The sequence below is a fragment of the Bacillus cereus group sp. N6 genome (genome assembly GCF_016483705.1).
Taxonomy (GTDB): domain Bacteria; phylum Bacillota; class Bacilli; order Bacillales; family Bacillaceae_G; genus Bacillus_A; species Bacillus_A wiedmannii.
The window spans coordinates 214,566-235,716 of sequence record NZ_JAEHBI010000004.1 but is presented as its reverse complement, the minus strand read 5'-3'; the positions used below and the strand labels follow the sequence as shown (position 1 = coordinate 235,716).

The following is a 21,151-nucleotide window of genomic DNA, read 5'->3' as shown; positions in this document are numbered from 1 at the left end:
GAATAAAACTAAGCGCATTGGTGTTATGACACAAAACCGTGGAACTATGCCACCACCAGCAAGAGCCGATAAAGCTAAAAAAGGCAAAGGTTCTTATTCACGTAAAAATACTAAAATTGATTTAAGGGCGGTGTAATTGTGGCTGATAGAAGTAAAACCATCTTATGGTGCACTGGTTATTACACTAATGAATTTTGTAAACAAAAAGTTGCTGAGATCAAACAAAAGATTAAAGATGGCGACGAGGATTTCAAGGATTATATAGGTGTTAGAATCGTCGATAAAGTAATGGCTCATGACACAAATAATAACCTTGCTCAATTCAATAGAATAAGACTTGTGCGTAAGTGAAAATATTATTACCTTAAGATGTTCCAGCTGATATAATGTATTGGACAACTTAGATTAAGGAGATACATAAACAATGGGATATTTAATTGCGGCATTATTTTTATTAATAATTACTTTCATCCTCTCCCTCACTTTAAGAGGAAAACCTCAAGAGCAGGCAAAAGGAATGTTACATGAAATTCTAACTGGCTCTCTTGGGAAAATGTTATTAGGTGCTCTTATCGCACTTGTGATCATAGGAATATTCTTTGCTGGTATGATTTATGATTTAAACAATTAAAAAGGTATTATTCATTACCTGTAGAAATACATATTAAAAGCTATTTAGAAGGAGATAATAATATGGAAATTTTAACAGTTTCACTTGCTACTTCAATTACATATGCTTTAGAGGTTTTAGAAAACGAAGAATCTAGACCTGAAGAGGTAGAAGCAGTTAAGAAATTCCTTCAAACTGCAGGAAAGATTAATGAAGCCTACACAACAACTGATGAGAATAAAAAGAAAGCTTTGTTAGAAGAAGTTTCAAAGATAATGTTTTAAATAAAAAAGGAGCATACCATTTCGGTTATGCTCCCTTCTCTTTTTATAGCACTTCTAATTCTTCATGTCGATAAGGTAACTCAATCTCACGTAAGAATGGTACCTGATCCCCTGCTGTTTTTAAAAGTGTTTTTACATATACAGATTGAATTGGTTGGAAAATATCTGTTGAGAAATCAAACTTCTCCGTTAACCCCTCATCAAAATATAATTCATGTTTTACAGTATAGTCGTTAAATGGTGGACATCCAACTGGTACTGTTACCTTTGGTGTATTTACATTTGTGAAACGACGATCTGTTCCTTCTAATGAGAACTTTGTTGTGAACTCTGCAGTATCTTGAGAATACTCGCGGTACTCTACAACGATGTCTTGGAATCCGTACATAAAGATTCTTTTATTGTCATGCTTGAACCAGTAAGGTTGTTTTACTTTTATTTGTAATTCCGTTACTTGTCGTCTTGGGAATGCAAATACTAACTTACCAGATTCAACAATCTCTTCTGGTACATCTGTATTATTTACCTTTTTAACGGGATAAGTTTCAATGCGCCTCCACTCCCCATTCTGATTCTTGTATTGAATATCAAGAACGCTCATAGAGTACTCTGGAGATGGATGAAGAGTAATCGTGTTCGTATAAATGTTGTTAGAAATGTTTTGTGGGATTTTTACATGAATCAATCCATACACTTCTGTTACACATTTATTCTCATTTGTTTCTGATTGACGAACCCAGAATGAGTTCTTGTCTCCATCAAATGCTTTTGTAATACCACTAGAATCTACCTCATAGAATTTACGTTGTTTTGTTTCTGTATCAATTGGCTCTATGTCTGATGACTCATATACGTTTACTTCTAGGTTACTAGGTAATATGTATTCGCCTAAGTCATTCTTATAGGCAATCTTATCATGAGATCGAACAACAACTGGGGTAATAAGTCCATGAAGTGTATCTACATTAACGGGGCTATTTGGATTTGATGAAATGATGTTGCTTGCATGATAGAAAGATCGAGTAAGGATACTCTCCCCTGCTATACTGTTGTTTTGATAATCCTTTTCTAACTCATACACTCTTCCCTCTAATTTCTTTAGACGGTTTTGCAAGAAGTAATTTTCACGTAAGATATGATCCATGTTTTCAGAAATGACACCATCATGGTCATTAACAATATCAAACAACGTAGTAATATCTGTTTGAATGTCATTACGTAGTTTATTGAATTCTTCAGAAGAGCTAGGCCCTTTATTTAGATTCGGATTTCTTAATGTAATCGGGCGCATATACTCACCTTCCCTATCGTATCGAATTAATTTTTTCTTCTAGTTCATCCACGTTTGGTTTAATAACTGTATCAAAAGATGAAACTTGAATTGGTGTTTCATTGAAGTAATATATCTCAAGATCTTTTACTTCGATATTTGCTGCTTTTAACACATTCGGTTTTTCATGAACGTTTATGTTGATTGATACTGATTCAGCATATTGGAAACGTAACACGTAATCGATAGTGGTAAATTCATTACTTTGTGGTAAAGGAACCTTTCTTGTATCACCATTCTTATCTGGTCCCATACGCATATTGTTTGAACCAAAGGTAAAGTCCGAAGCACCACCTGTACTTCTTACCTTCATACGAATATAAATCTTATCCCCTGGTTCTACATAAAGAGTGCTAAACATTCCTACTGGATCTAGTACTCCATTTGAAGTAAGTTTAATTGCATCACCGGCAGCTGTTTTTGTACATCCATTTAAAGGGCTCCAACTATCTAATCCAGGGACAGGTACTGTTCGCGAGTAATCTATTTTTTGAAGCGTGGAAGCCGTAAATACATTCGACTTCCCTACTTCTTGATCACCTGTCATGATAGAAACGAAATTGTTGTACATTTCTTTTTTGTGGCCATCTTTATGTGTTGCTTCATTTCCTTCTGTAATATGTCCTAATAGTAAAAGGTCATGAGCAGATTCAAGAACAAAATTCGTATATTGGGATAGCTCAGTTACACCACGGTAACGAGCATTGGCTTTATGAAAGGAAGGTTTATATTTCTTTTCGATTCTCATAGAGTTGCTCCTCCCTAACTAAATTGTAATGTGTAGCGACGTAATACAGGTGTTGTATATTGCCCTACAGAGAATTGTTTCATAGCAATTTTTAACTGGATATCTCGATGCTCTACTTCATCTACATAGTCATAGTAAAGGTCATATGTTACACCAGGTAGTGAATGATTAACCACAATATAGACCTTTCCATCTTTCTCGTAAAGAGCGTACTTAGACCAATCGTTATTCTTTGTGTTATACCTTAGGTCGAATACAGATACCTTTTCTAAGAACTGACTTGTAGAATAACAATGAGTACTTACACGAATCGGATCAAATCCTAAATCAATCGTGCAGTCTTTATTTAAACTCTGTACATATACCAATACAGTTAGGTCATTCCAACCTTGCTTAAACTTGTAGTTCACATTGGTTTGAGAAGAAGGTATTCCCTCAAATAATTTCTCTCCATTTAAGAAGATAGCAATTGGTTCTGTAGATGATGGAATCGTAGGAAGTACTTGTTCTTTTCCTTCATAGAAAATACCCATTCCATAGTACAGTTGCGTATGCTGTGTGAATTGTTCATCTTGTAGAATCAATCCACGATTCCCTTCCTTAATAGGAATCACGTTACGGACAATATCATTTGATGGTTGTTTCCAGTCATCTAGTGAAGGGATATGAGTCTCACCGAAGTCCGCCACTGTCTTTTGCATGCTCCAAGCATCTTTACCCATATACAAGCGTTCTGTTCGCGGAACGATTTTTCGTTTTTCAATTGAACCCAATGAATAAAATGCGATTCCGTTTGCTTGTAGTTCAATGATCTCTGATTCTTGGCCACTAGCATTCTCTGGAATACCTAAGTTTGTTGGACTAGCATGAACAACGTATTTGAAATCAATTAAGTTAGGAGCTTGTGCAGTATCTCTATTAACAGGAGAAATCTGTTTCCAACTCTCTTCCCTATTATCTACACGTACAAAGTACTCAATATCTGTACCATCGGGAATCTCTTCTTCTGTAACCAATGATACTTTACCAATAGAGAATGTTTCGTCTGTATTCGGAGTAAGGAATTTTGTAACAACCTCTCCTCTTTCCGGATAACTTAGTTGGAAGAACTGAATCTTTTTAACTCCAAATAAGTACTGGTATGAGTAACCTTCAGGATGAACAATTTCTTTGTCGCTTTCCTGTTTGCGAATCCAAATTCTCATGTTTTTCATTTCTGTTGTTGGGAAATAAAATGATACGTTATTGCCCGTTTGTTTACCTTCTGGATAATACGGTAAGTGGAAATAATTCAGTTCATCTAGTGTGAATTCAATGTATACCGTAACATCCTTAATAGCATGTAGGCTTAAATCAATTCGGTTTAATACCTGTCTGTCCTTGAATGTTATATCTACATATCCATCAGCTGGACCCTCTGTTTTAGATAGCCATACTTCTTGGAATGTTTCGTTTGTATTTACATTCAAAGCTTGTTCAATCTTCCCTGAAATAGGAATCTTTTTGAATGTACTTGCAGAACTTTTTGGCATAACGAATTTAATTACACTATCAGGATTAATTAAGAATGAAGTATTCTCCTGTTTTTTAAGTGTGATCTGATGGTTCTTTATATCAATAGACACATTCTCTTCTGATTCGATTTTAGATAAGTCGTCGAACGTATCAAAGATACTTGCTAAGTAACCAGTCTTACCATACAGTAAGATCTTCTCTTTTAATTCCGTTTCTAACCTTCTAGCCTCATACTCTAATCGATTCTTTTCTACCTCAAACCAATTAAACTTTCCTTTTAATTGATCGTGAACAGCGATTGTATTCTCATAAAGAATCATCAAGTCTTTTTGTATTTTACTAACAACCTCATTATAGAAGTCGGACTCAGCTAATTCACCATTACGAATACGCTTAAATGTATACTCAGGAGCACCTAAGTCCTGATCTCTTAGTAGTTTATTTAAACGCGAACCGAACTCCTTGGATGTAGGAAGATTCCCCTTTCGAAGTTCTTCCTGAAGGATTTGGTTTACCGCTACAGTAAAACGTTTTTGACGAATGTTAATAGACATCTCCTACACCCCTTTCTGTTCTGTAAGAATTTTTAAAGCGAAGTCTTCAACAAGTGGTGTTGTATGAAGAAGAGGTATCTCATCTTCTGTTGTTTTCTCTGGTCGCTTCATAACGATTTTTAGCCTTACTTGTTTTGGAAGTTCTTTTAATTGAAGGTTTTGTTTGTGAAGAGCAAACGCATTTTCAATATCAGATTCATTATCGTTAATAGAAAGAATCTTTGGTGGGAACTTATCGTTTACCGGTTGCTGATGTTGCGGAGAAACTTTGTGCCAGTCTATGTCATCGAAAGAAACAAAGTACTGAATCCAGTCATTGGACTCACTTACTTTCTCTTTGTACATAGCAGGAACTTTTTCATTTGCATATAGGAGTACTTTCTTAATACCATCTTCAAGTAAAAACGGTTTGCTGATGTACTCACTTGCTTCAGCGAATTCAAAGCTCATAATATCAATGTCTCGAATTCCGATAGCATAACGCCATCCTTCAACAGCTTCTAAAACCTTTTTAATTTCATAGTCGCTGTTAACAGTGTGAATACCGTATTTTTCATCAATGATATTACTTGGTACTTCTTGTTTTCGAATACGTGTCCATGAAGTAGAATCTTTTTTTCTTCTATAGAAAGCTTCTTGACCTAGTAATTCTTTGTATGAATTTGGTTGTTCTAATACGATTTCAATGTATTTTGCTTCTCTTGATGGGAAGCTCCAAACACCTTGGCCAGAGAATTTTGTTTTAGCAAAGTTTTCACTGCCATCAAATAAATCCTCTGCTCGATAACTTTGAGGTGTTTTATTGATTTCTTGATTCAGTACAAATTGGTCATTTTGGAAAAGACCTTGATACTCAATACCATCATTAGATGTTCGGATAGAATATACATTAACTGTTCCTGGGCTACCTGCAGCATGATAAGGATTTAAATTAATCCAGTTAATTACTTCACTCTTAGGTAATTGAACAACAATCTTTACACGTAACAGATCGTCATGCTCTTTCCCCTTTGCCCATTCAACATCATAATAGAAAGCCTGCTTTTTATAGCTTTCTGGAATGTTAACCATTTCGAATTCGAATACTGTATCTACGTTTCCATCAACTAATGCTTTCGGGTCATCGTTTTTTATTTGAGAAGAAACATGTTCATAGTTTTCAAATTCTGAATCTGATTGAACTTTACGAGCTAAATAATAAGTCCCTGCAATACCATTACCTTGTATGGTTCGGACTTTACTTCCGATGCTTCTATTTAAAGCATTTGCACGACGAAGAGTTAACACTCCTTCTTGCGTATGAATCATACTTCGGTTCTCTACTGGAGTTAAAACCGTATCAACGTTATCGTAATTCGTAAACGACTCTTTTAAATAAATCGTATTAGGTGTTGTTTCTTCGGTTAACATTTGAAGGTCTGATACAACCCCATTAATACCACGAACGATAGATAAGATTCTGTCTTTCTCACTTTGAGAATAGTTGAAGTAGTCTACTAGGTAAGTAGCAATGGTATTTAGTTCTGAGAATAAAATACCTAAGTCTTTTTCCATGTCCTTGTTGTTATCGTAATAATCTTCAAGGAAAGGTAATTCTCCATACACAACTTTTCGTGCTTGGAATAAAGGCTTACCTATGCAAGATTGATACCTGTAAAAGATTTTATCTGCTAATTGAGATACCTCTTCTTGCGTAGCAGCACTACTTAATCGTAGCTTTGCTTGCTCTAAAAGATACTCTCTTTGTTTCTCTAATATTTTAGATTCAATAACAGGAGCATTCATTCTTGCACCTCCCTATTTCATGACTTTGAATTTTAATTGATAGCTATCAACCATTGGTGTTACTACTAGTTCATCACCTACGTTTTTACGTAAGATAACTTTTAGTCGGAAGTTTGTCACTAGGTAATCATAGTGAACAACGACTGTAGCATTACCATGATTTGTTGCTTCGTTATAATAAAGATCCGAACGATTAAAGCTTTCTGTAAAGATAAGTTTGTTCTTCTCTTGCTTATACTCGAATGTGTTGTAAGTAGAATCCGGAACAATACTGTATTTATTTAAAGATACATCTTTACTTGTTTTATAATCAGTACGATTCTTTGTTGTGAATTGGTTTTTGCTTGAGTAAGAGATTGGGAAGAATTCTTGCTGAGTCTTTCCGCCTCCTACCACAATTGAACCGTTTGTTAGGAATACATCAATAGGTCTGTAATCACTTGTATTTGGATCATAGCCTTCTCCATTGTTCACTTGTTTGTAATCAACAAATGGATACTTAGAAAGTTTAATCGTATTGTTAGAATCCGTTCCATTTGGGAAAGACTCAACTTTACGAACTCTCTTAGAGAATCGATCTCCTACCTTAACTGTCCAAGGGTCAAATAGGCTTGCATTTGGTACATAGTCAATTGTGTAGATTGAACTACTATCATGAGGTACAGCTAACTGAATAGCAGCTCCTCTTTCTGTAAAGTACCAATCACTTCTATTCATTAAGATATTGTTACGGTATACTTTCGTATTGTCTTCATCACTAATATCTGCATGGAATCGAAGCTCTGCACTTGAACCACGGAAGAAAAGCTTTTCACATTTTACGTTCTTTGTACCTTCCGGAAGAATTGAAACCCAATCATTAAGTGAAGGATTCTCTTCTAGTGAGATGTAGTATTCAATAGAAGTAACTCGATCCGTTGCCATTCCATCTAATTCATTGAACAATGGATGGTCTTCAAAGGTAGACAATGAAACCTCTACAATATTTCCTTCTACTTCAATTGGTTTTGTAACGAAGATTCCTGCTTGTTCATACAAGGAATGGTTTAACTGCAGGTTCTTTACTCCATACTGATAAACATATTCTGTTGAACTATTTGTACGGTTACTTGAGCCAACCCCTTCTACGATTGGAGGAAGTGGTCCAGGTGTCGTACTACTTGCAACACTTTGACTTTGTACTAAAGTTGTTTTTGGTTTGCTTGCACTTTCAAAACTGTTAACCATCAAAATCCTCCTTTCTATGATTGTTGGCTATCTAAAGATTTTTTTGCTTGTTCAAAATCACTACGATATGGATTCATAGGATCTGCTGAAATAGCTTGCTGACTTACGTTAATGTTCTTGTAGCTATCTAAGATTTCTTGATGAAGCTGAATACCTGACTTAGATGAGAATAATTGCTCTACGTATTCTCCAACTGCAGATTCATAAATAGATTGGCTTCTCATTGAAGCTTGATTCCATAACTCTGCTTGCATTACTTCTTCTTCCGTCTTTGATTGGTCTAGTAATGTATAAGACTCTTGCTTAATGATTAAATAGAATGTCTTTGCAAATACAGGAGAGAAATGAAGATAAATAGAACCATTTGTTTGAACTGCTTTTGAAAGAGGAATTTCGTAAGTAGTAGATTCTTCATTCTGGTCAACTTGATACATCAATGACAGTAATTCGATTGGATACTCTGTGAAGAAATCAACGGATAAATGGTTTACTGTTTTAGGCTTATCTAATGTGATTTTTAGTTTGGCCATAACACCTTTTCCACTGACCTTTTCTGTTTCGTCTACTACATCCGTTTCTAATTCAGAAAAGAAGTTATAGTATTCATTTACTTCTTTAAGTGCAATCTCTGTTAAATCGATATAGGTTAAACTCGTACCTGTGAAATCTGTTTCGAAATCATATCCATACGAAACGATTTTCTTTCCGGCAAAGTCCCAAGAATAAGGATAATATTCGATTTTGTACAGTAATCGTTTTAATACTTCTTTTAATCTCGGTCCAGCTTCTACAATCGGTCGATCATCAAGTTCAGCATGTTCATAATCACTATTAGGAGCAACTAGATAAATACTAAAATGCTCTTGTCGATTGTACGGATGCATAAATGTCATTTCCCATAGTCCTTCAAATTCAGATACGGATAATGAATAATGCTGTTCAATATAAATGGGAGTAGGCATCTGCTTTCCTCCTTCCTATAGTTTTGTTATTTCTGTATAAGCAGGTGCATTCGTTTTAACTGCTTGTGCCCAATACGTTTCAAGTGAATCATCTATTGCATGTTCCAATGGATGGTTTCTATCTGAAATACTATTTGGTGCTTGGTATACAACTTCAATCTTTGCAGTCGTTGCCCCGTTTGGATTTTGTAGAGCGTTCTCTACTTCTCTAATAGGTAGAGATAAATAATGTTGATGGAAGCTACGATTTAATGATGCACTAGGTAAAGATTTACCGTCGCGGTCTAAGAATAAATGAGCATATTGGTCACGATCTGTTTCCATATACAAGCTCTTTTCTTTCTCTTCAAAACCGTAAGTCTTTACGACTAACCCATCTTCCCCTTTTGCTTTGAGGTTTAATTCCTCTACACGAGTAGAAAGAGAGTCTACTTCTCTTTTTACATCATCTAATGTTCCTCGAAGGATTCTGTCGTAGTTCGCTATTACTTTCTCGATAATAAGATGAGAGTTGTAAAGTCGCTTTAAATCTAAACCCACATTCGAATGCATTTGATTAAAATGTTCAGCATCCATTTTTTCACCAGTTGGTGTAAGAGTTGTAACCTTTTCTTGTCTATTTGCAAGCTGTTGAATTAGCGCTTCGAACTCTTCTTTTGTTATGACCTTTACATCAAACAAATCCATATTTTCTTGTAATAGCTGCTCTACTTCTTTACGGTCATAATTAGGCAGAACCGATAAATAATTATGTAAATACTCCATACCTACACCTCCTTATGTTGGATATAAACCCAAGGTCCTACTTGCTCACTATTTCGGTTTCGTATCCGAATAGCAGGACAAGCGCCATCGATGGTTGTTTGTTGAATATAGATCCATTCTCCGTTTTGGTTTCTTATTCTCATAGGAGATTTACTTATCTCTAAAGCAGAAGCTAAGATTGCTTCAATTCTTCCATATTGCATTTCACTGTAACGAAAACGACCATATTGATTTGTTTTGGTGTTTTGTCTTGTAACAGGTTCGGCTTTTACTTGGAATACATTTGCTTTTGGAGTTTCCTGTCTGGTCTCTTCTTGAATATAAACCCAGGGAGATTTTTCGTCTTTTGTAATGGAACGAATTCGTACCTGTGTCATACAGAAAAACACCTCCAAAATAAAATAAGAGGGAGCTTTTGCTCCCTCATGAACGTAACCATTCGTATATAACCAGTCAATATATAATCCGTTATTGTTACGCTGCAGCTTCTACTACTTCTTCTACTGGAACTGCAGGTGGTGCAGGTGGTGCTGCATGTCGCATCATTTCTTCCTGGCGTTGTTGTTCCTCAATAGCTTTTTGCTTTAGAAGTGTTTTGTATTTAACGTTTTCACTAATTAACTTAATAATTGTATCTTCATACTCTTTGATTAATAGATTCACATCTAAGTTTGTTGTATTCCCTTGTTGATTCATTTTGTTTTTCCTCCTATTGAACATTTGGAACATGTTATTTATTGAACACATCATAAGGACTACTTACTAAAATATCAAGCTAGTTGTGTCGGTTTTTCGTCCCAAGAAATAGCTTGTACTTCTGCAATAGTTGTACAAGCTTCGATTCTTGGTTGTAGTACATTTCTTAGTTTAGCTATCTTTGCATCCTTTTCTCGATATGCTAAAAGTGCTACATTGAGAAACTGCTCCTTGCTTAAAGTAACTCTATGAGGTGTATCACCTTTCCATGCAGTCCACTCAACTTCTGTCATAAGACCTTCATTAAATAATGCTAGACTGCCAATAAAATTAGATTGTGCTTCTGTATCGAACGAAAATGTATATGTTTCTGAACCAACAGGAGCATCGAAGTAACCTGATATATCCTTATTACATGCATCATTTAGTTCATTAAATTTAACTGTTTTAATGTCTTTTAAAACCACTTCCATATCAGCGCCTTCGACCCACTCATTTAAAGCTTCATCAAATCGCGGCTTATAAAAACTTTCTTTCCAGCAAAACTTAATAATCCTTCGCCCTTTGGAAAGAGCTGCTTCTATTTTGTCCTCTGACATTAAGTAATGTTCAATCACATAACCTTCTTCGTCTACTTCCCAACATGGTAATCCCGTGTCTATAGGAATAGGTGGGAAATTAATAGGTTCTTCTACAACCTCTACCTCACCTACGAATTCAATATTTTCAAAGCTTTCCATAACAACCCTCCTTTATTGTCTAGCTAGGAATCTAATTCCATTTAGAGAACAGAAATCAGGGGCACCACCTTGCATTACAACGGTTCCATCTGCATTTACATCAATACGAGAATGACCGTTAACACCATTAACGGCGCTAAAGATAAGTGTTGTGTTTGGTCTAAAACCAGCAGGTAATTGGAATGCGGACCCAGTAGTACTACTATTACCTCTTAGTAATCCCTGTAACACAACAAATCCTGCTGCATCTTTTGTATATGAAACTGGACCAAAACCACCGTAATCCGACCAACCATTCGTGAATGCTGTGACTTGTGTAAATGGTCTACCTATCATTTCTCCATAACCACCAGCACTACCAGTGTTAACCCGAATTACTTGAGTACCATTTACATCTGAAACCCACCAACTGGCACCTGCAGAATGACTTGCAGGATCCCTAGGTTTTATGTTCCCGTATCCGTCCATTGCCATACCTGAGCTATTCATAAATTGAATCTGCTTACCATTGTACATTCTCAGGTCTCCGTTGTTTGATACGTTACCGGCACCATCTACTTTCCATCTAACAACATCACCTGTTCCTTGTATTTCAAGTCCATTGTCTGCACCAGCACCTGATCCACTAGTACGAATTCTTGCGATATTATTAAGGAAGTTTAGTTGAACTGTTGCTGAAGTATTACCGGGATTACTTGTAGTAAATCCACCTACCGATGCAACCTCGCCATTCGCTCTTACTGTAGCTCTTCTTGCACCATTTCGTGCAAATTGTAAATCACCTGTAGCGTTTCCAAGGTTGTCTGGAGCAACTACAATCTTCCAGTTGTTTGTAGCATCTTTCCATTCAAGTCCTTCTCCACCACCGGGATCAGTGATTGTAATATGGTTTACGTTTTCGATATTTGTATTACCCATATCGATTATTCCACCGACAATTAAATCACCAGTTAGTTTTACATTACCACCAACATAAAGCTTTTCAGTTGTTCCAGCAAAACCATTAATACCTATTCCTCTTTCACGGATAGATAATGCAGGTGTAAACGTAGGAATAGTAACTTTCAGGGTAACGTCATTTCCACCACTAGAATTTAATATGTAACCTATTGAGTCACGAACTACAACAGAAATTGTTGCAGTATACGAATCAGCAAGAGTTGTGCTACTTGTTACAGTGTAAGACTCTGCTCCTGAAGTTATAGTTGATGTTCCTTTTGTGTAACCTGATGGCATTGTTGAGGTGTTTGTAGAACCAGCTAGAGAAGTACTAGGAGTGATATTAACTTTGAAGGTTGCTTTACCAACTATACGCGATAATTCACTTGAAGTAACACTTGGTTTTTTATAATAGTGAAGATCTACTTTTGGGGTTTCTGCAGAAGACTTTCCTTCATTTCCTAAAGCTTGTGCCCTTACATAGAAGGAAACGTTTTTCTTAGCGGTTAACAATCCAGATTCTACATGGTTAACAGTTGCTGTAGTTGCAGCAGTAACAATGCCCGTATTTTTTATAATCCATTGACTGTTCCCGTCTATCATAACTATGTCATAACTACAATTTCGTCCGAGCATATCTTTAATTGCTCCTGCAATTGATAGTGAAACGGGCTTGTATTCAGGGAAAATGTAGTTAACTGCATTTATTGTGTAGTAAGAAGCAGCCGCTATAGAAACACTAGGGGTTCCATTTACAGGGGCGTCTATTCCTAAGTCCAGTGGAATAGCTACTGTTTCGGTTTTAGATGAACCTTTACCATTTGTAGCAGTTACCTGTAAGTCAATTGTTCCTTTGTATGGGTTTGTATCTGAATGTGCAGCTCCATTTAATGCTGCAGCTTTCAAATTATCTAGTGTCATATAAAGACCAGTTGTTCCATTGTTTGCGTTAATAGTAATGTTCCCTGGTGAAACACCACTAGGCCCATTAAGTGTAGTGTACTTACTTGATATCCCACTAATGGTATAAGTTATTGAGGAGCCTAGATTATCAGAAGCAGCTCCAAGTGTGACAACAAAAGTTCTTGTATTGTAAGTAACACTAGCACTAGATGATAATGACGGGGGTTTTAATTCATTTTTGTATACAGTTGGCGAGTAGATCCAATCAGAGCGCATTACATCTGTACCTACTGTATTCTTTGCTTGTATTGAATAACGAACAGAATTGGCACTTGCACCGGGAGCATCTGAAAACGTTCCGTTATTATTGGCTGATACTACTGTCCAAGAGCCTCCATTTATCTGTCTCTGTATTTCGTAAGTAAGTGTTCCATTAGCTCCATTTGCACCTGACCAGTTTAGGGTAAAAGCTCCCGTCCCTAAGTTTTCTCTATAGTAAGATGTAACTGATGTTGATCCGTCTTTAATCCAAATTGGGCCACTTAATGAAGGAGTTGTAGCATAAATAGAAACAGGTACCGTTCCTGATTTACCTCCAACATAACCTGTCGTACTGCTTGATGTTCCACCAAGTTGTGATGTTGCAGAAAACGTATATGACAAGCTTGATGTTGTTGGTGATATCCCGGATACAGTTACGGTAATATTACTTGATTTAGCTCCTGATCCTTTTGGGAATGTACCTAATGAAGCAAAACTCGCTGTTGTTCCACCTATAGTAATCTTAGGATAAACAAGTGCACCAAAATAATCGTAAGTTTGGTTATCTAACCTAGCCCAAACTGTAACGCTATATGTAACTGAGTTTGCAGAACGACTTGTTTCATCTGCATAAACTGTATAAAGCATGGTCGGGTTAGAACCCGACGCCAATGCTGCAAATAACTCCATGTGTTTTTACTCCTCTCTTAATCTCTTTATTAAATGAATACGTAATCGATACCTTTGTTACCGGTATCAGTAGATTTTTTCATACGTAAAACATTCGTAATTTCGATATCATCTCTAGCAATAAAGCTACCATCTACTCGCACCGATGTATCACCAGTTACGTTTTTGAATACAAAATCATCACCAGATGAACCATCCGATGTGAATTCTAAAGCTGTCGTTCCCTTTAAGGAGAAGCTTTTCATTCTGATCGTATTGTTTTTGTAATCAATTCCGAAATCATTCGCTCCGAAATCAAGTTTTTGATTAGTGATGTCTACCGTTAAAAAGTTACCGAAAGTCGTTTTTGTATTTAATTCTACTGCTGATTCACCAAGAACAACCTTCTGAATCTTAGAATCATCAGTAAGGATGATTTTTGCATCTCCTTTTGTTGGAGTATCTCTGATTGAGATATTTCCTACAACTACTTCACCAGAGAATGTTCCTGTGAAATATCCTTTTGTTGCTTCTAAAGTACCATCTGAGAAAACTTTAAATGGTGCAGTGGATTTAGTTGGGCCTGCCCAGAACCTTAAATCCTTACCAGTTCCACCAATACTACTTAGTAATCCACCAGTAACGACGAAAGAATCTGTTGGTGCGTTATAATAACCTAACTCAATATCTCCACGGAATGTAGCAGCATTGAACTCAGCAGAACCATCAGCATCAATCTTCCAACCTTTTTTCTGTCTTTCATATCCAATAGATTGAGAGGTACCAGATGTAGATAGGTTACCATTTGTATCAATGCGGAAGGTCTGTTGACCTGAATCATTGTATACTTGGACATCTCTAAAGTTGGCGTATTTTGCTTGAATTGTTCCTGTCTTAATATAGTTACCATCGATAACTGTAACTCCAGTTGTATCGTCTTTAGTAAATAGATTAGACATGAAATTCTTTTCATCTGATAATGGTCTGTAGTTTCCATCCATATCTAGATAAAGTGGATTCGCCGGATCATAACCTGGTTGGTTAGAGTTGCTAATTTTATTTCCAGCTGAGTCAAGCGCCCATCCAGAAGCAAAATCAGAGAATGTAACTTTACCTTTCAAGTTGATGTTCTTACTTACCATATCAATAGCCCCTGGTGTAACAGACATAGAAGAAGCAATATCAAGTGCTTTAATGTCTCCATTTGGAGTTACTACTTTTCCGATTAACCCCTCAGCATCTTCATTCGCAGGAGTCCAACCTGTTGTCTTATCTCCCTCTTCTAATTTGATACCAGTGAACCAATAAGTACCTAATGTACCTCCACCAGTTTTACCAATCTCTATTCGTGCTGTGCTAGTTTTAGCAGGGAACGTAAAGAACAATTTAACCCATTGGTTTTTACCAACATGTTCTGTTTTCATTGTTACAGAAGGGTAACCTGAACCGTCATATATCTGAAGAACAGGTTGTCCAGATGCTGATTTAGCATAACAAGAAACGGTATAAGTATTACCAGCGACAACCGATACGGTTTGGTTTAACCCTTGGTTATTTGCTGTTGTTGTAAACTTAACTGCTTTATCAAAACCAGGCAAGTCAGTAATATCCTCGATTTGTCTAACAGAAGGAGATCCCCAGTTATTCCAACTTGTCGCATCTGCAGTAGAGAAACGAGAGTTTAATAGAATGTTTCGACCACCATCATTTTTTGATGGGTCATACCCTGCAGCAAACATTGAGCTACTATTAATATAAACTGTACCATTAACAGTTACTTCCCCTGTGTTGGTAATTTCTAATGTAACAGTACCACTATTGTTTGTTACTCTTAAACGTCTTGCATCGACTGATTCCGCTTTTACAGAATTGGTTTTAAGTTTTCCACCATCAATTACTGTTTTACCATTTTCGATAGTAGTAATTTCATAAGCATCTATCTCTTGCTGTGTAGGCTCTCTGAAAACAAGTCGGTCAAATACAATGTTCTTAATTTTGTTTGTTGTTGAACCTGAATAGTTAGCAAGAAGGAAACCTTGCATAGTATTGTATCCAGTTAAATTATCATGCGGTCTTTTCATTACTGCCCGAACTGTATACCATTTACCTAAAGTCGGATTCGGCTCTATATCTGAAAGATGAATCGAAGTTCGGTATGGGTTCATCCCGCTCCAATCCAACAGTACACAAGCTCCAGTTATTGCACCACTTACCAACATGAAATCTAATTCGACAACATAATATTGCCTGTTTGGTAGATTATTTATGAAGAAGCTTGGAAGTATAGTTGCACCTATTTGTGCGGTATCACTTCCAACACTAAACCTCATTGCACTTCCTGTTCTTGTTAGAGTTGTTTCTTTTGAAACTGTTGAACTACTCCATGAACCAAGTCCAGCAGGAAATGCTCCTGTCCAGTCAGCGAATGTTGGGTTGTTTACTACATAACCTTGCTTTAATGCATTGTTTGCATTATTCGCAGCATCGTCCCATTTCCCTTTGTTGTCTGTAACAGTGTAGTCTGCATCCCCTACATCAAATACAGTTGCATACGCGACTTGCCAAACTACCGGAGCTTCAGGTGTAGCTGTGGCCCCACCAGATAAATAGAAGTGTCCTCCACTTGAAAAAGTTCCTGTAGTACCACAAGTAACAAGACGAATATACTCTTCGAACTTTCCTGTTCCTTTATTCGAAGTTAAGATTCTGTCCGTATATCCAGTACCCATTGAATTCGTTGCTGTATTCAGAGTGTAGCCTACTGGTATCTTAGCGATGATTCGTAATAAGAATTTAGCTCCGGCTCTTGCAGTGATAGGAAGTTGGAACCCACCATGACTTGGAGCTGCTGCTCCTGTTGTTTTAATTTCTAATACAGAAGAAGAGGTTGTTGGTGCATCAACTGGTGCAGCGATTCTAGTCACTGTAACTGCTCCGCCAGCGCCATTATTGTTGTAGACTACAACATTATTCATACCGTTTTTGAATATCGGATCGGTATACATCATTCTTCCGGTTGAAATGGCTTGAGCTAACTCCCTATTTAAATCATTTGTAGCTTCTGCAATGGCTCTTTTTACTTTCTCTGCTTCATCGAAATACTTATTAAGCTGTGTTTTAAACAGATCCCTAGCAGCAGCTGAAGCGAATGCGTATGTGGTATTCATGTTAGCTAAAACTTCTGAGGCGATTTTCGGGGATACACTATCTAAGTTAGTGTAAGCAGTTGTGTATGCTGCTGTAGAAACACTTGGGATTACTTGACCTTGTGGAAGTACTTGAGCGTATTCAGCTTTAATAGCTTCCCAATCTCGGCTTAAAGTTTGTTTTTCTAAAGGTGTGATTTTCATATCACTTGTCATTTCAGCAAGTACATTCTTAGCATCGTCTGCTTTCTTATCTGCATCTGCAATTACCTTGTCAATATCAGCCTGAGCCAAGCTCCAAGATGTTGCTACGTTTCCTTCTTCGATTTTTAATGAGTTAACACGAATCCATGCGTAACCATTAGTACCTGTTAATTCTCGTTTTGTGCCACCAGCAATTAAGATGTACGCGTTATCGTCGTCTCGATCGGCTGTGAACGTTAGTCTAACACTATAATAATTCGTTAAACTTCCTTCAGCGATTGGTGCGAATTTAGGGAAGTCAGTTGTCTTGATATCACCTAAGCGACGATTGCCACCTGCTACTGTATACATTAAGTACATGTAATCCAGTACATCACCTAATTCGCTTGTTGCTACATTCATAGAAAGTGTATATTCCCGTCCACTTTTAACTGCGAACTTTCTTCCGTCACTTGCCATACCAATTTTAGAACCTATTGGAACAGGTAATTGCGTAGTTCCGTTTCGTGTTTCCATAAACAATGCTTTTCCTGTTGGTAATAGAGGTTGTGCATAATGACCAATAGACCCAATACTTCCCCAACGATTCCAACCTGAAGCATCTTTGAAGTCGGTTCCAGTCAGCATTTGGCTACCGCCAACTCTTATTCCAGTAATTAAATCGTTTATATCTTGAGTTGCTAAGCTCCAATCCGTTGCTTTGTTTCCTCGTTCTAATTGAACTCCAGTTACAAAACCAGCTGTAGCAGCATACTTACTATCTTGACCAAAATAAATACTAATAGAATTAGCTTTCGCAACAAAGGTATGAACTACTCTGAACCATGTATTAAGTGTATTTGTTCCGTTTGTATATGACCACTTAACATCTGAGTTTCCTTCTTGCACCCTTGCCATCCCGTCTTTAGTTAATTTAAACCAAGCAGAAGCAGTGTATGTCTCACCAATAGTCACTGCAATATTATCAAGCGCATAACCATAGTCTCCAGTAGCTGTTGAATCAAATTGGAATCCAGTTGGAAAACCTGCTAAGTCAACAGGAACACCTACAGTTCTTGTCCCGACAGCAGCACCCCAATCTCTCCATGAACCTTTTGTTTTAAATAAAGAGTTTGGAATAATGTTATTTCCACCGACTTGAATATCTGCAATTAGTTTTTCAATATCCGCTTGAGCTAAATTAAAGTCCGTCGCTGTATTACCTAATTCCCCTTTTACGTTTCTAATCTTAAATGTAAGAGGAGCACCGGTATTATTAACTACTCCAATATTAGATTGGTCGTATAACTCTGTAGTTGAGCTGTCTTTGTTTTTATAAGAGAACCAGCATCGTGTCCATGTGTTTGCTTTTATGTTTCTACCTGAATTCTTCCTTAATGCAACTTCATCGTTGTCATTCGTTCCAGATGTTATATCAACAGGGAAGTTGTTGGTGTCATTATTCCATGTGATATCAACAGGTGAATACACGTCAAAGCTAGCTGTATACCAGCTTCCGATGGGAATAACAGAAAATTTATCAGTGATTCTCAGACCTGCTCCCCATGATCCACCAGCACCATCATTAGCCGTAATAGTCCATGTATTTGTAGCATCATCAAATGATGAAGATGCTGCGTTAAAAGGAACTAGTTGTTTTTTTCTAACAATGTTTTGTCCACCGATTTTTAGATTATCGATTTTATCATTAGCTGTATTTGCGGATTTATTAATCGCGTCACTAATCGCTTTCTTGATTTTTTCAGATTCACTAAAGTACGAGTTCATCTTATTTTTGAATAAATCTCTAGCAGCAGCTGAAGCAAATGAATATGTTGTGCTCATACTTACTAGAATTTCAGAAGCGATTTTCGGAGATACTCCATCTAGGTTTGAATAAGCTGTTGTATATGCAGTCGTAGAAACACCAGAGGTAGATTGAGCTAAGGCTAAAACTTGTGTGTATTCAGCTTTGATTGCTTCCCAATCTCGACCCAATTGGTTTTTCTCAAGTGGTGTAATTTTCATATCGCTTGTCATTTCAGCAATAGCAGCCTTACTATCTTCAGCTTTCTTATCTACATCGGAAATCAATTTATTTACAGCTTCTGGAGCTAGTCGATAAGCTGTAGCTTTATTTCCCTGCTCGATTTGGATCTCCCTAAAGATAACTCCCTTACTTTTTGTACTCCCTGCCCTACCTGCATACATCAATACACTATTTGTATTTGCAGATTTCTTAGTGAACGTAAAGACAACTTTACCATCAATAATTGGAACAAACGTGTCACTACCTTCAGGGTAAGGGTATATGGAAATATGAGTATCTGTATTCGGTGCTTGAGTAGTGAATTCAACTTTAGCTGATACTGTATACTCTTTATTTAATTCCATATCAACAGAAAATCTTTCATAGTTGTAATTATCGGCTGCATCTCCATTATTTCTTGGAGGCAACGTTCTTATGTCACTATATTCAGTAACTAAATTTCGACCACCAATTTGAAGATTAGTAATCTTGCTATTTGCATCACTTGCTGACTTATTGATTGCGTCATTGATTGCCTTCTTAATCTTTTCAGACTCAGCAAAATAAGAGTTTATCTTTGTTCTAAATGCATCTCTCGCAGATGCTGAAGCGAATGTGTAAGTGGTTGTCATAGTAGCTAATACTTCGGCTGCTATTTTCGGAGTAACACCATCTAGGTTTGTATAAGATGTCGTATAAGTAGAAGTTGTAACACCAAGAGCGGTTGCTTGCGCTAACACTTGTGTGTATTCTGCTTTAATGGCTTCCCATTCTCGACTTAGTGTTGTTTTTTCTGACGGAGTAACCTTTAAGTCACTTGTTAATTCATCAATACCCGCCTTACCTTTCGCAGCATTATCTGTAACCGTTCCTGCTGGTGTTCCTGCAATTGTAGAATCAGAACTAACAACTAATCCATTTGCGTAGATTTTACCGTCTAGGTTCGTATAGAACATCTTGTTCCATGTGCCTGCATTGTTTTTCTCAATAGAAATACCTTCAGTGGCATTCAGGATTGTTCTGAAAAGACCATCGCCTCTTAAAACAACGATACCTTTATCAGTATTGATAGTAACACCGTTATAGTCTTCTCCTGGTCTAATACTGTTTGCTAGATATGTAGATGTTGCTACCGCTAATCTTGAAAGCTTTTCATAGTAAGCATCCCATTTAGCTGTCCACGTAACAGGATCAATTGTTGTATCTCCTGTTAACCAAGGTCTCGGAGTTAGTGACTCTAAATATGTTTTCAAATCACTGTAGGCTGTTTCAAAAGCTGTGTAATCCGCATGAGTTATTGGCATACCTGAAGCTCTTGCTTCTGCTCTTGCTAAATAAACTTGTCCACCTTTTGCAGTATCAATCGTTGCAAGAGTAGGAAGAGTTTGTCCAGAAAGAACATCACCTGTGATTTCTAATAAAATAAGTTTGATGTTTGCCTTTTCGCTTGAAGAAATGATGCCGTCACTTCCTGCTTTATCAGCAAACTCTTTTAGTTTTTCTACGTCTTGATAAAATGATGGGTCTAGAGCGGAAATAGATAACGATTGCTCAACCCAATGAGTTCCGTCCCAACTATTTAATGTATTAGGATCTTTAGTTGTGTCAATCCAAAGTGCTCCTAATGAAGGGTCCGCGGGCGGTACATCTGATACAATTGCATCGTTAATATCAACAAGTGATATGTGCCCAGTTGCTAATACTTCCATATTGTTCCCTTCTTTCTGATTTTTTTATATAAAAAAGTAATAGACTACCTTGTTATACCCAACCAAAGTAATCTATTACATCATTGAATTTCAACA

At 36.9% G+C, this 21,151-nt stretch carries 16 protein-coding genes; 4 read left to right on the top strand and 12 right to left on the bottom strand.

The genetic code is table 11. The annotated features are described in order from the left end of the window. The first annotated feature begins 25 nt into the window (after window positions 1–25). The 4 genes from arfA (at window position 26) to JDS99_RS05940 (ending at window position 894) form a co-directional block, all read left to right on the top strand. The gene (gene arfA, locus JDS99_RS32325; protein ID WP_345943216.1) at window positions 26–136 is read left to right on the top strand and encodes an alternative ribosome rescue factor ArfA; all 111 of its coding nucleotides are present in this window, start codon (window positions 26–28) and stop codon (window positions 134–136) included. A 2-nt stretch (window positions 137–138) separates the two neighbouring features. Beyond that, complete coding sequence (locus JDS99_RS05950; RefSeq protein WP_199694760.1) at window positions 139–351, top strand: hypothetical protein; 213 nt, start codon at window positions 139–141, stop codon at window positions 349–351. A gap of 73 nt (window positions 352–424) precedes the next feature. Then, window positions 425–631: a hypothetical protein gene (locus tag JDS99_RS05945; protein ID WP_139888741.1), complete on the top strand. Its 207-nt coding sequence runs from the start codon at window positions 425–427 to the stop codon at window positions 629–631. Window positions 632–693: 62 nt separating this feature from the next. Further along, complete coding sequence (locus JDS99_RS05940) at window positions 694–894, top strand: hypothetical protein (RefSeq protein WP_199694759.1); 201 nt, start codon at window positions 694–696, stop codon at window positions 892–894. 43 nt (window positions 895–937) lie between these two features. On the opposite strand, the gene JDS99_RS05935 is transcribed toward JDS99_RS05940, so the two are convergent. The 12 genes from JDS99_RS05935 to JDS99_RS31890 form a co-directional block, all read right to left on the bottom strand. Continuing rightward, the gene (locus JDS99_RS05935; protein ID WP_199694758.1) at window positions 938–2,185 is read right to left on the bottom strand and encodes a hypothetical protein; all 1,248 of its coding nucleotides are present in this window, start codon (window positions 2,183–2,185) and stop codon (window positions 938–940) included. 13 nt (window positions 2,186–2,198) lie between these two features. Beyond that, a complete protein-coding gene (locus JDS99_RS05930) occupies window positions 2,199–2,972 on the bottom strand; it encodes a hypothetical protein (RefSeq protein ID WP_199694757.1) in 774 nt (257 codons plus the stop codon). Window positions 2,973–2,986: 14 nt separating this feature from the next. Then, complete coding sequence (locus JDS99_RS05925; RefSeq protein ID WP_199694756.1) at window positions 2,987–5,041, bottom strand: hypothetical protein; 2,055 nt, start codon at window positions 5,039–5,041, stop codon at window positions 2,987–2,989. Between the two features lie 3 nt (window positions 5,042–5,044). Then, complete coding sequence (locus JDS99_RS05920; protein ID WP_199694755.1) at window positions 5,045–6,826, bottom strand: hypothetical protein; 1,782 nt, start codon at window positions 6,824–6,826, stop codon at window positions 5,045–5,047. Between the two features lie 12 nt (window positions 6,827–6,838). Beyond that, complete coding sequence (locus JDS99_RS05915; protein ID WP_199694754.1) at window positions 6,839–8,053, bottom strand: hypothetical protein; 1,215 nt, start codon at window positions 8,051–8,053, stop codon at window positions 6,839–6,841. Window positions 8,054–8,067: 14 nt separating this feature from the next. After that, window positions 8,068–9,015: a hypothetical protein gene (locus JDS99_RS05910; RefSeq protein ID WP_199694753.1), complete on the bottom strand. Its 948-nt coding sequence runs from the start codon at window positions 9,013–9,015 to the stop codon at window positions 8,068–8,070. Window positions 9,016–9,030: 15 nt separating this feature from the next. Continuing rightward, window positions 9,031–9,780, bottom strand: a complete 750-nt coding sequence (locus JDS99_RS05905) for a hypothetical protein (RefSeq protein WP_139888733.1) — start codon at window positions 9,778–9,780, stop codon at window positions 9,031–9,033. Window positions 9,781–9,782: 2 nt separating this feature from the next. Further along, window positions 9,783–10,157, bottom strand: a complete 375-nt coding sequence (locus JDS99_RS05900) for a hypothetical protein (RefSeq protein WP_098265193.1) — start codon at window positions 10,155–10,157, stop codon at window positions 9,783–9,785. A gap of 97 nt (window positions 10,158–10,254) precedes the next feature. Further along, window positions 10,255–10,476, bottom strand: a complete 222-nt coding sequence (locus JDS99_RS05895) for a hypothetical protein (RefSeq protein WP_139888732.1) — start codon at window positions 10,474–10,476, stop codon at window positions 10,255–10,257. Between the two features lie 74 nt (window positions 10,477–10,550). After that, entirely contained in the window at window positions 10,551–11,216 is a 666-nt protein-coding gene (locus JDS99_RS05890; RefSeq protein ID WP_199694752.1) for a DUF4376 domain-containing protein, read from the bottom strand. Window positions 11,217–11,228: 12 nt separating this feature from the next. Beyond that, a complete protein-coding gene (locus tag JDS99_RS05885; RefSeq protein ID WP_199694751.1) occupies window positions 11,229–14,009 on the bottom strand; it encodes a hypothetical protein in 2,781 nt (926 codons plus the stop codon). A gap of 29 nt (window positions 14,010–14,038) precedes the next feature. Next, complete coding sequence (locus JDS99_RS31890) at window positions 14,039–21,055, bottom strand: phage head spike fiber domain-containing protein (protein WP_242475677.1); 7,017 nt, start codon at window positions 21,053–21,055, stop codon at window positions 14,039–14,041. Window positions 21,056–21,151 lie beyond the last annotated feature (96 nt).

Excerpts from the sequence above, each read along its gene's own strand:
- arfA (WP_345943216.1), top strand. The coding sequence starts at position 26 with ATGACACAAAACCGTGGAACTATGCCACCACCAGCAAGAGCCGATAAA.
- JDS99_RS05945 (WP_139888741.1), top strand. The coding sequence starts at position 425 with ATGGGATATTTAATTGCGGCATTATTTTTATTAATAATTACTTTCATC.
- JDS99_RS05940 (WP_199694759.1), top strand. The coding sequence starts at position 694 with ATGGAAATTTTAACAGTTTCACTTGCTACTTCAATTACATATGCTTTA.
- JDS99_RS05935 (WP_199694758.1), bottom strand. The coding sequence starts at position 2,185 with ATGCGCCCGATTACATTAAGAAATCCGAATCTAAATAAAGGGCCTAGC.
- JDS99_RS05930 (WP_199694757.1), bottom strand. The coding sequence starts at position 2,972 with ATGAGAATCGAAAAGAAATATAAACCTTCCTTTCATAAAGCCAATGCT.
- JDS99_RS05925 (WP_199694756.1), bottom strand. The coding sequence starts at position 5,041 with ATGTCTATTAACATTCGTCAAAAACGTTTTACTGTAGCGGTAAACCAA.
- JDS99_RS05920 (WP_199694755.1), bottom strand. The coding sequence starts at position 6,826 with ATGAATGCTCCTGTTATTGAATCTAAAATATTAGAGAAACAAAGAGAG.
- JDS99_RS05915 (WP_199694754.1), bottom strand. The coding sequence starts at position 8,053 with ATGGTTAACAGTTTTGAAAGTGCAAGCAAACCAAAAACAACTTTAGTA.
- JDS99_RS05910 (WP_199694753.1), bottom strand. The coding sequence starts at position 9,015 with ATGCCTACTCCCATTTATATTGAACAGCATTATTCATTATCCGTATCT.
- JDS99_RS05905 (WP_139888733.1), bottom strand. The coding sequence starts at position 9,780 with ATGGAGTATTTACATAATTATTTATCGGTTCTGCCTAATTATGACCGT.
- JDS99_RS05900 (WP_098265193.1), bottom strand. The coding sequence starts at position 10,157 with ATGACACAGGTACGAATTCGTTCCATTACAAAAGACGAAAAATCTCCC.
- JDS99_RS05895 (WP_139888732.1), bottom strand. The coding sequence starts at position 10,476 with ATGAATCAACAAGGGAATACAACAAACTTAGATGTGAATCTATTAATC.
- JDS99_RS05890 (WP_199694752.1), bottom strand. The coding sequence starts at position 11,216 with ATGGAAAGCTTTGAAAATATTGAATTCGTAGGTGAGGTAGAGGTTGTA.
- JDS99_RS05885 (WP_199694751.1), bottom strand. The coding sequence starts at position 14,009 with ATGGAGTTATTTGCAGCATTGGCGTCGGGTTCTAACCCGACCATGCTT.
- JDS99_RS31890 (WP_242475677.1), bottom strand. The coding sequence starts at position 21,055 with ATGGAAGTATTAGCAACTGGGCACATATCACTTGTTGATATTAACGAT.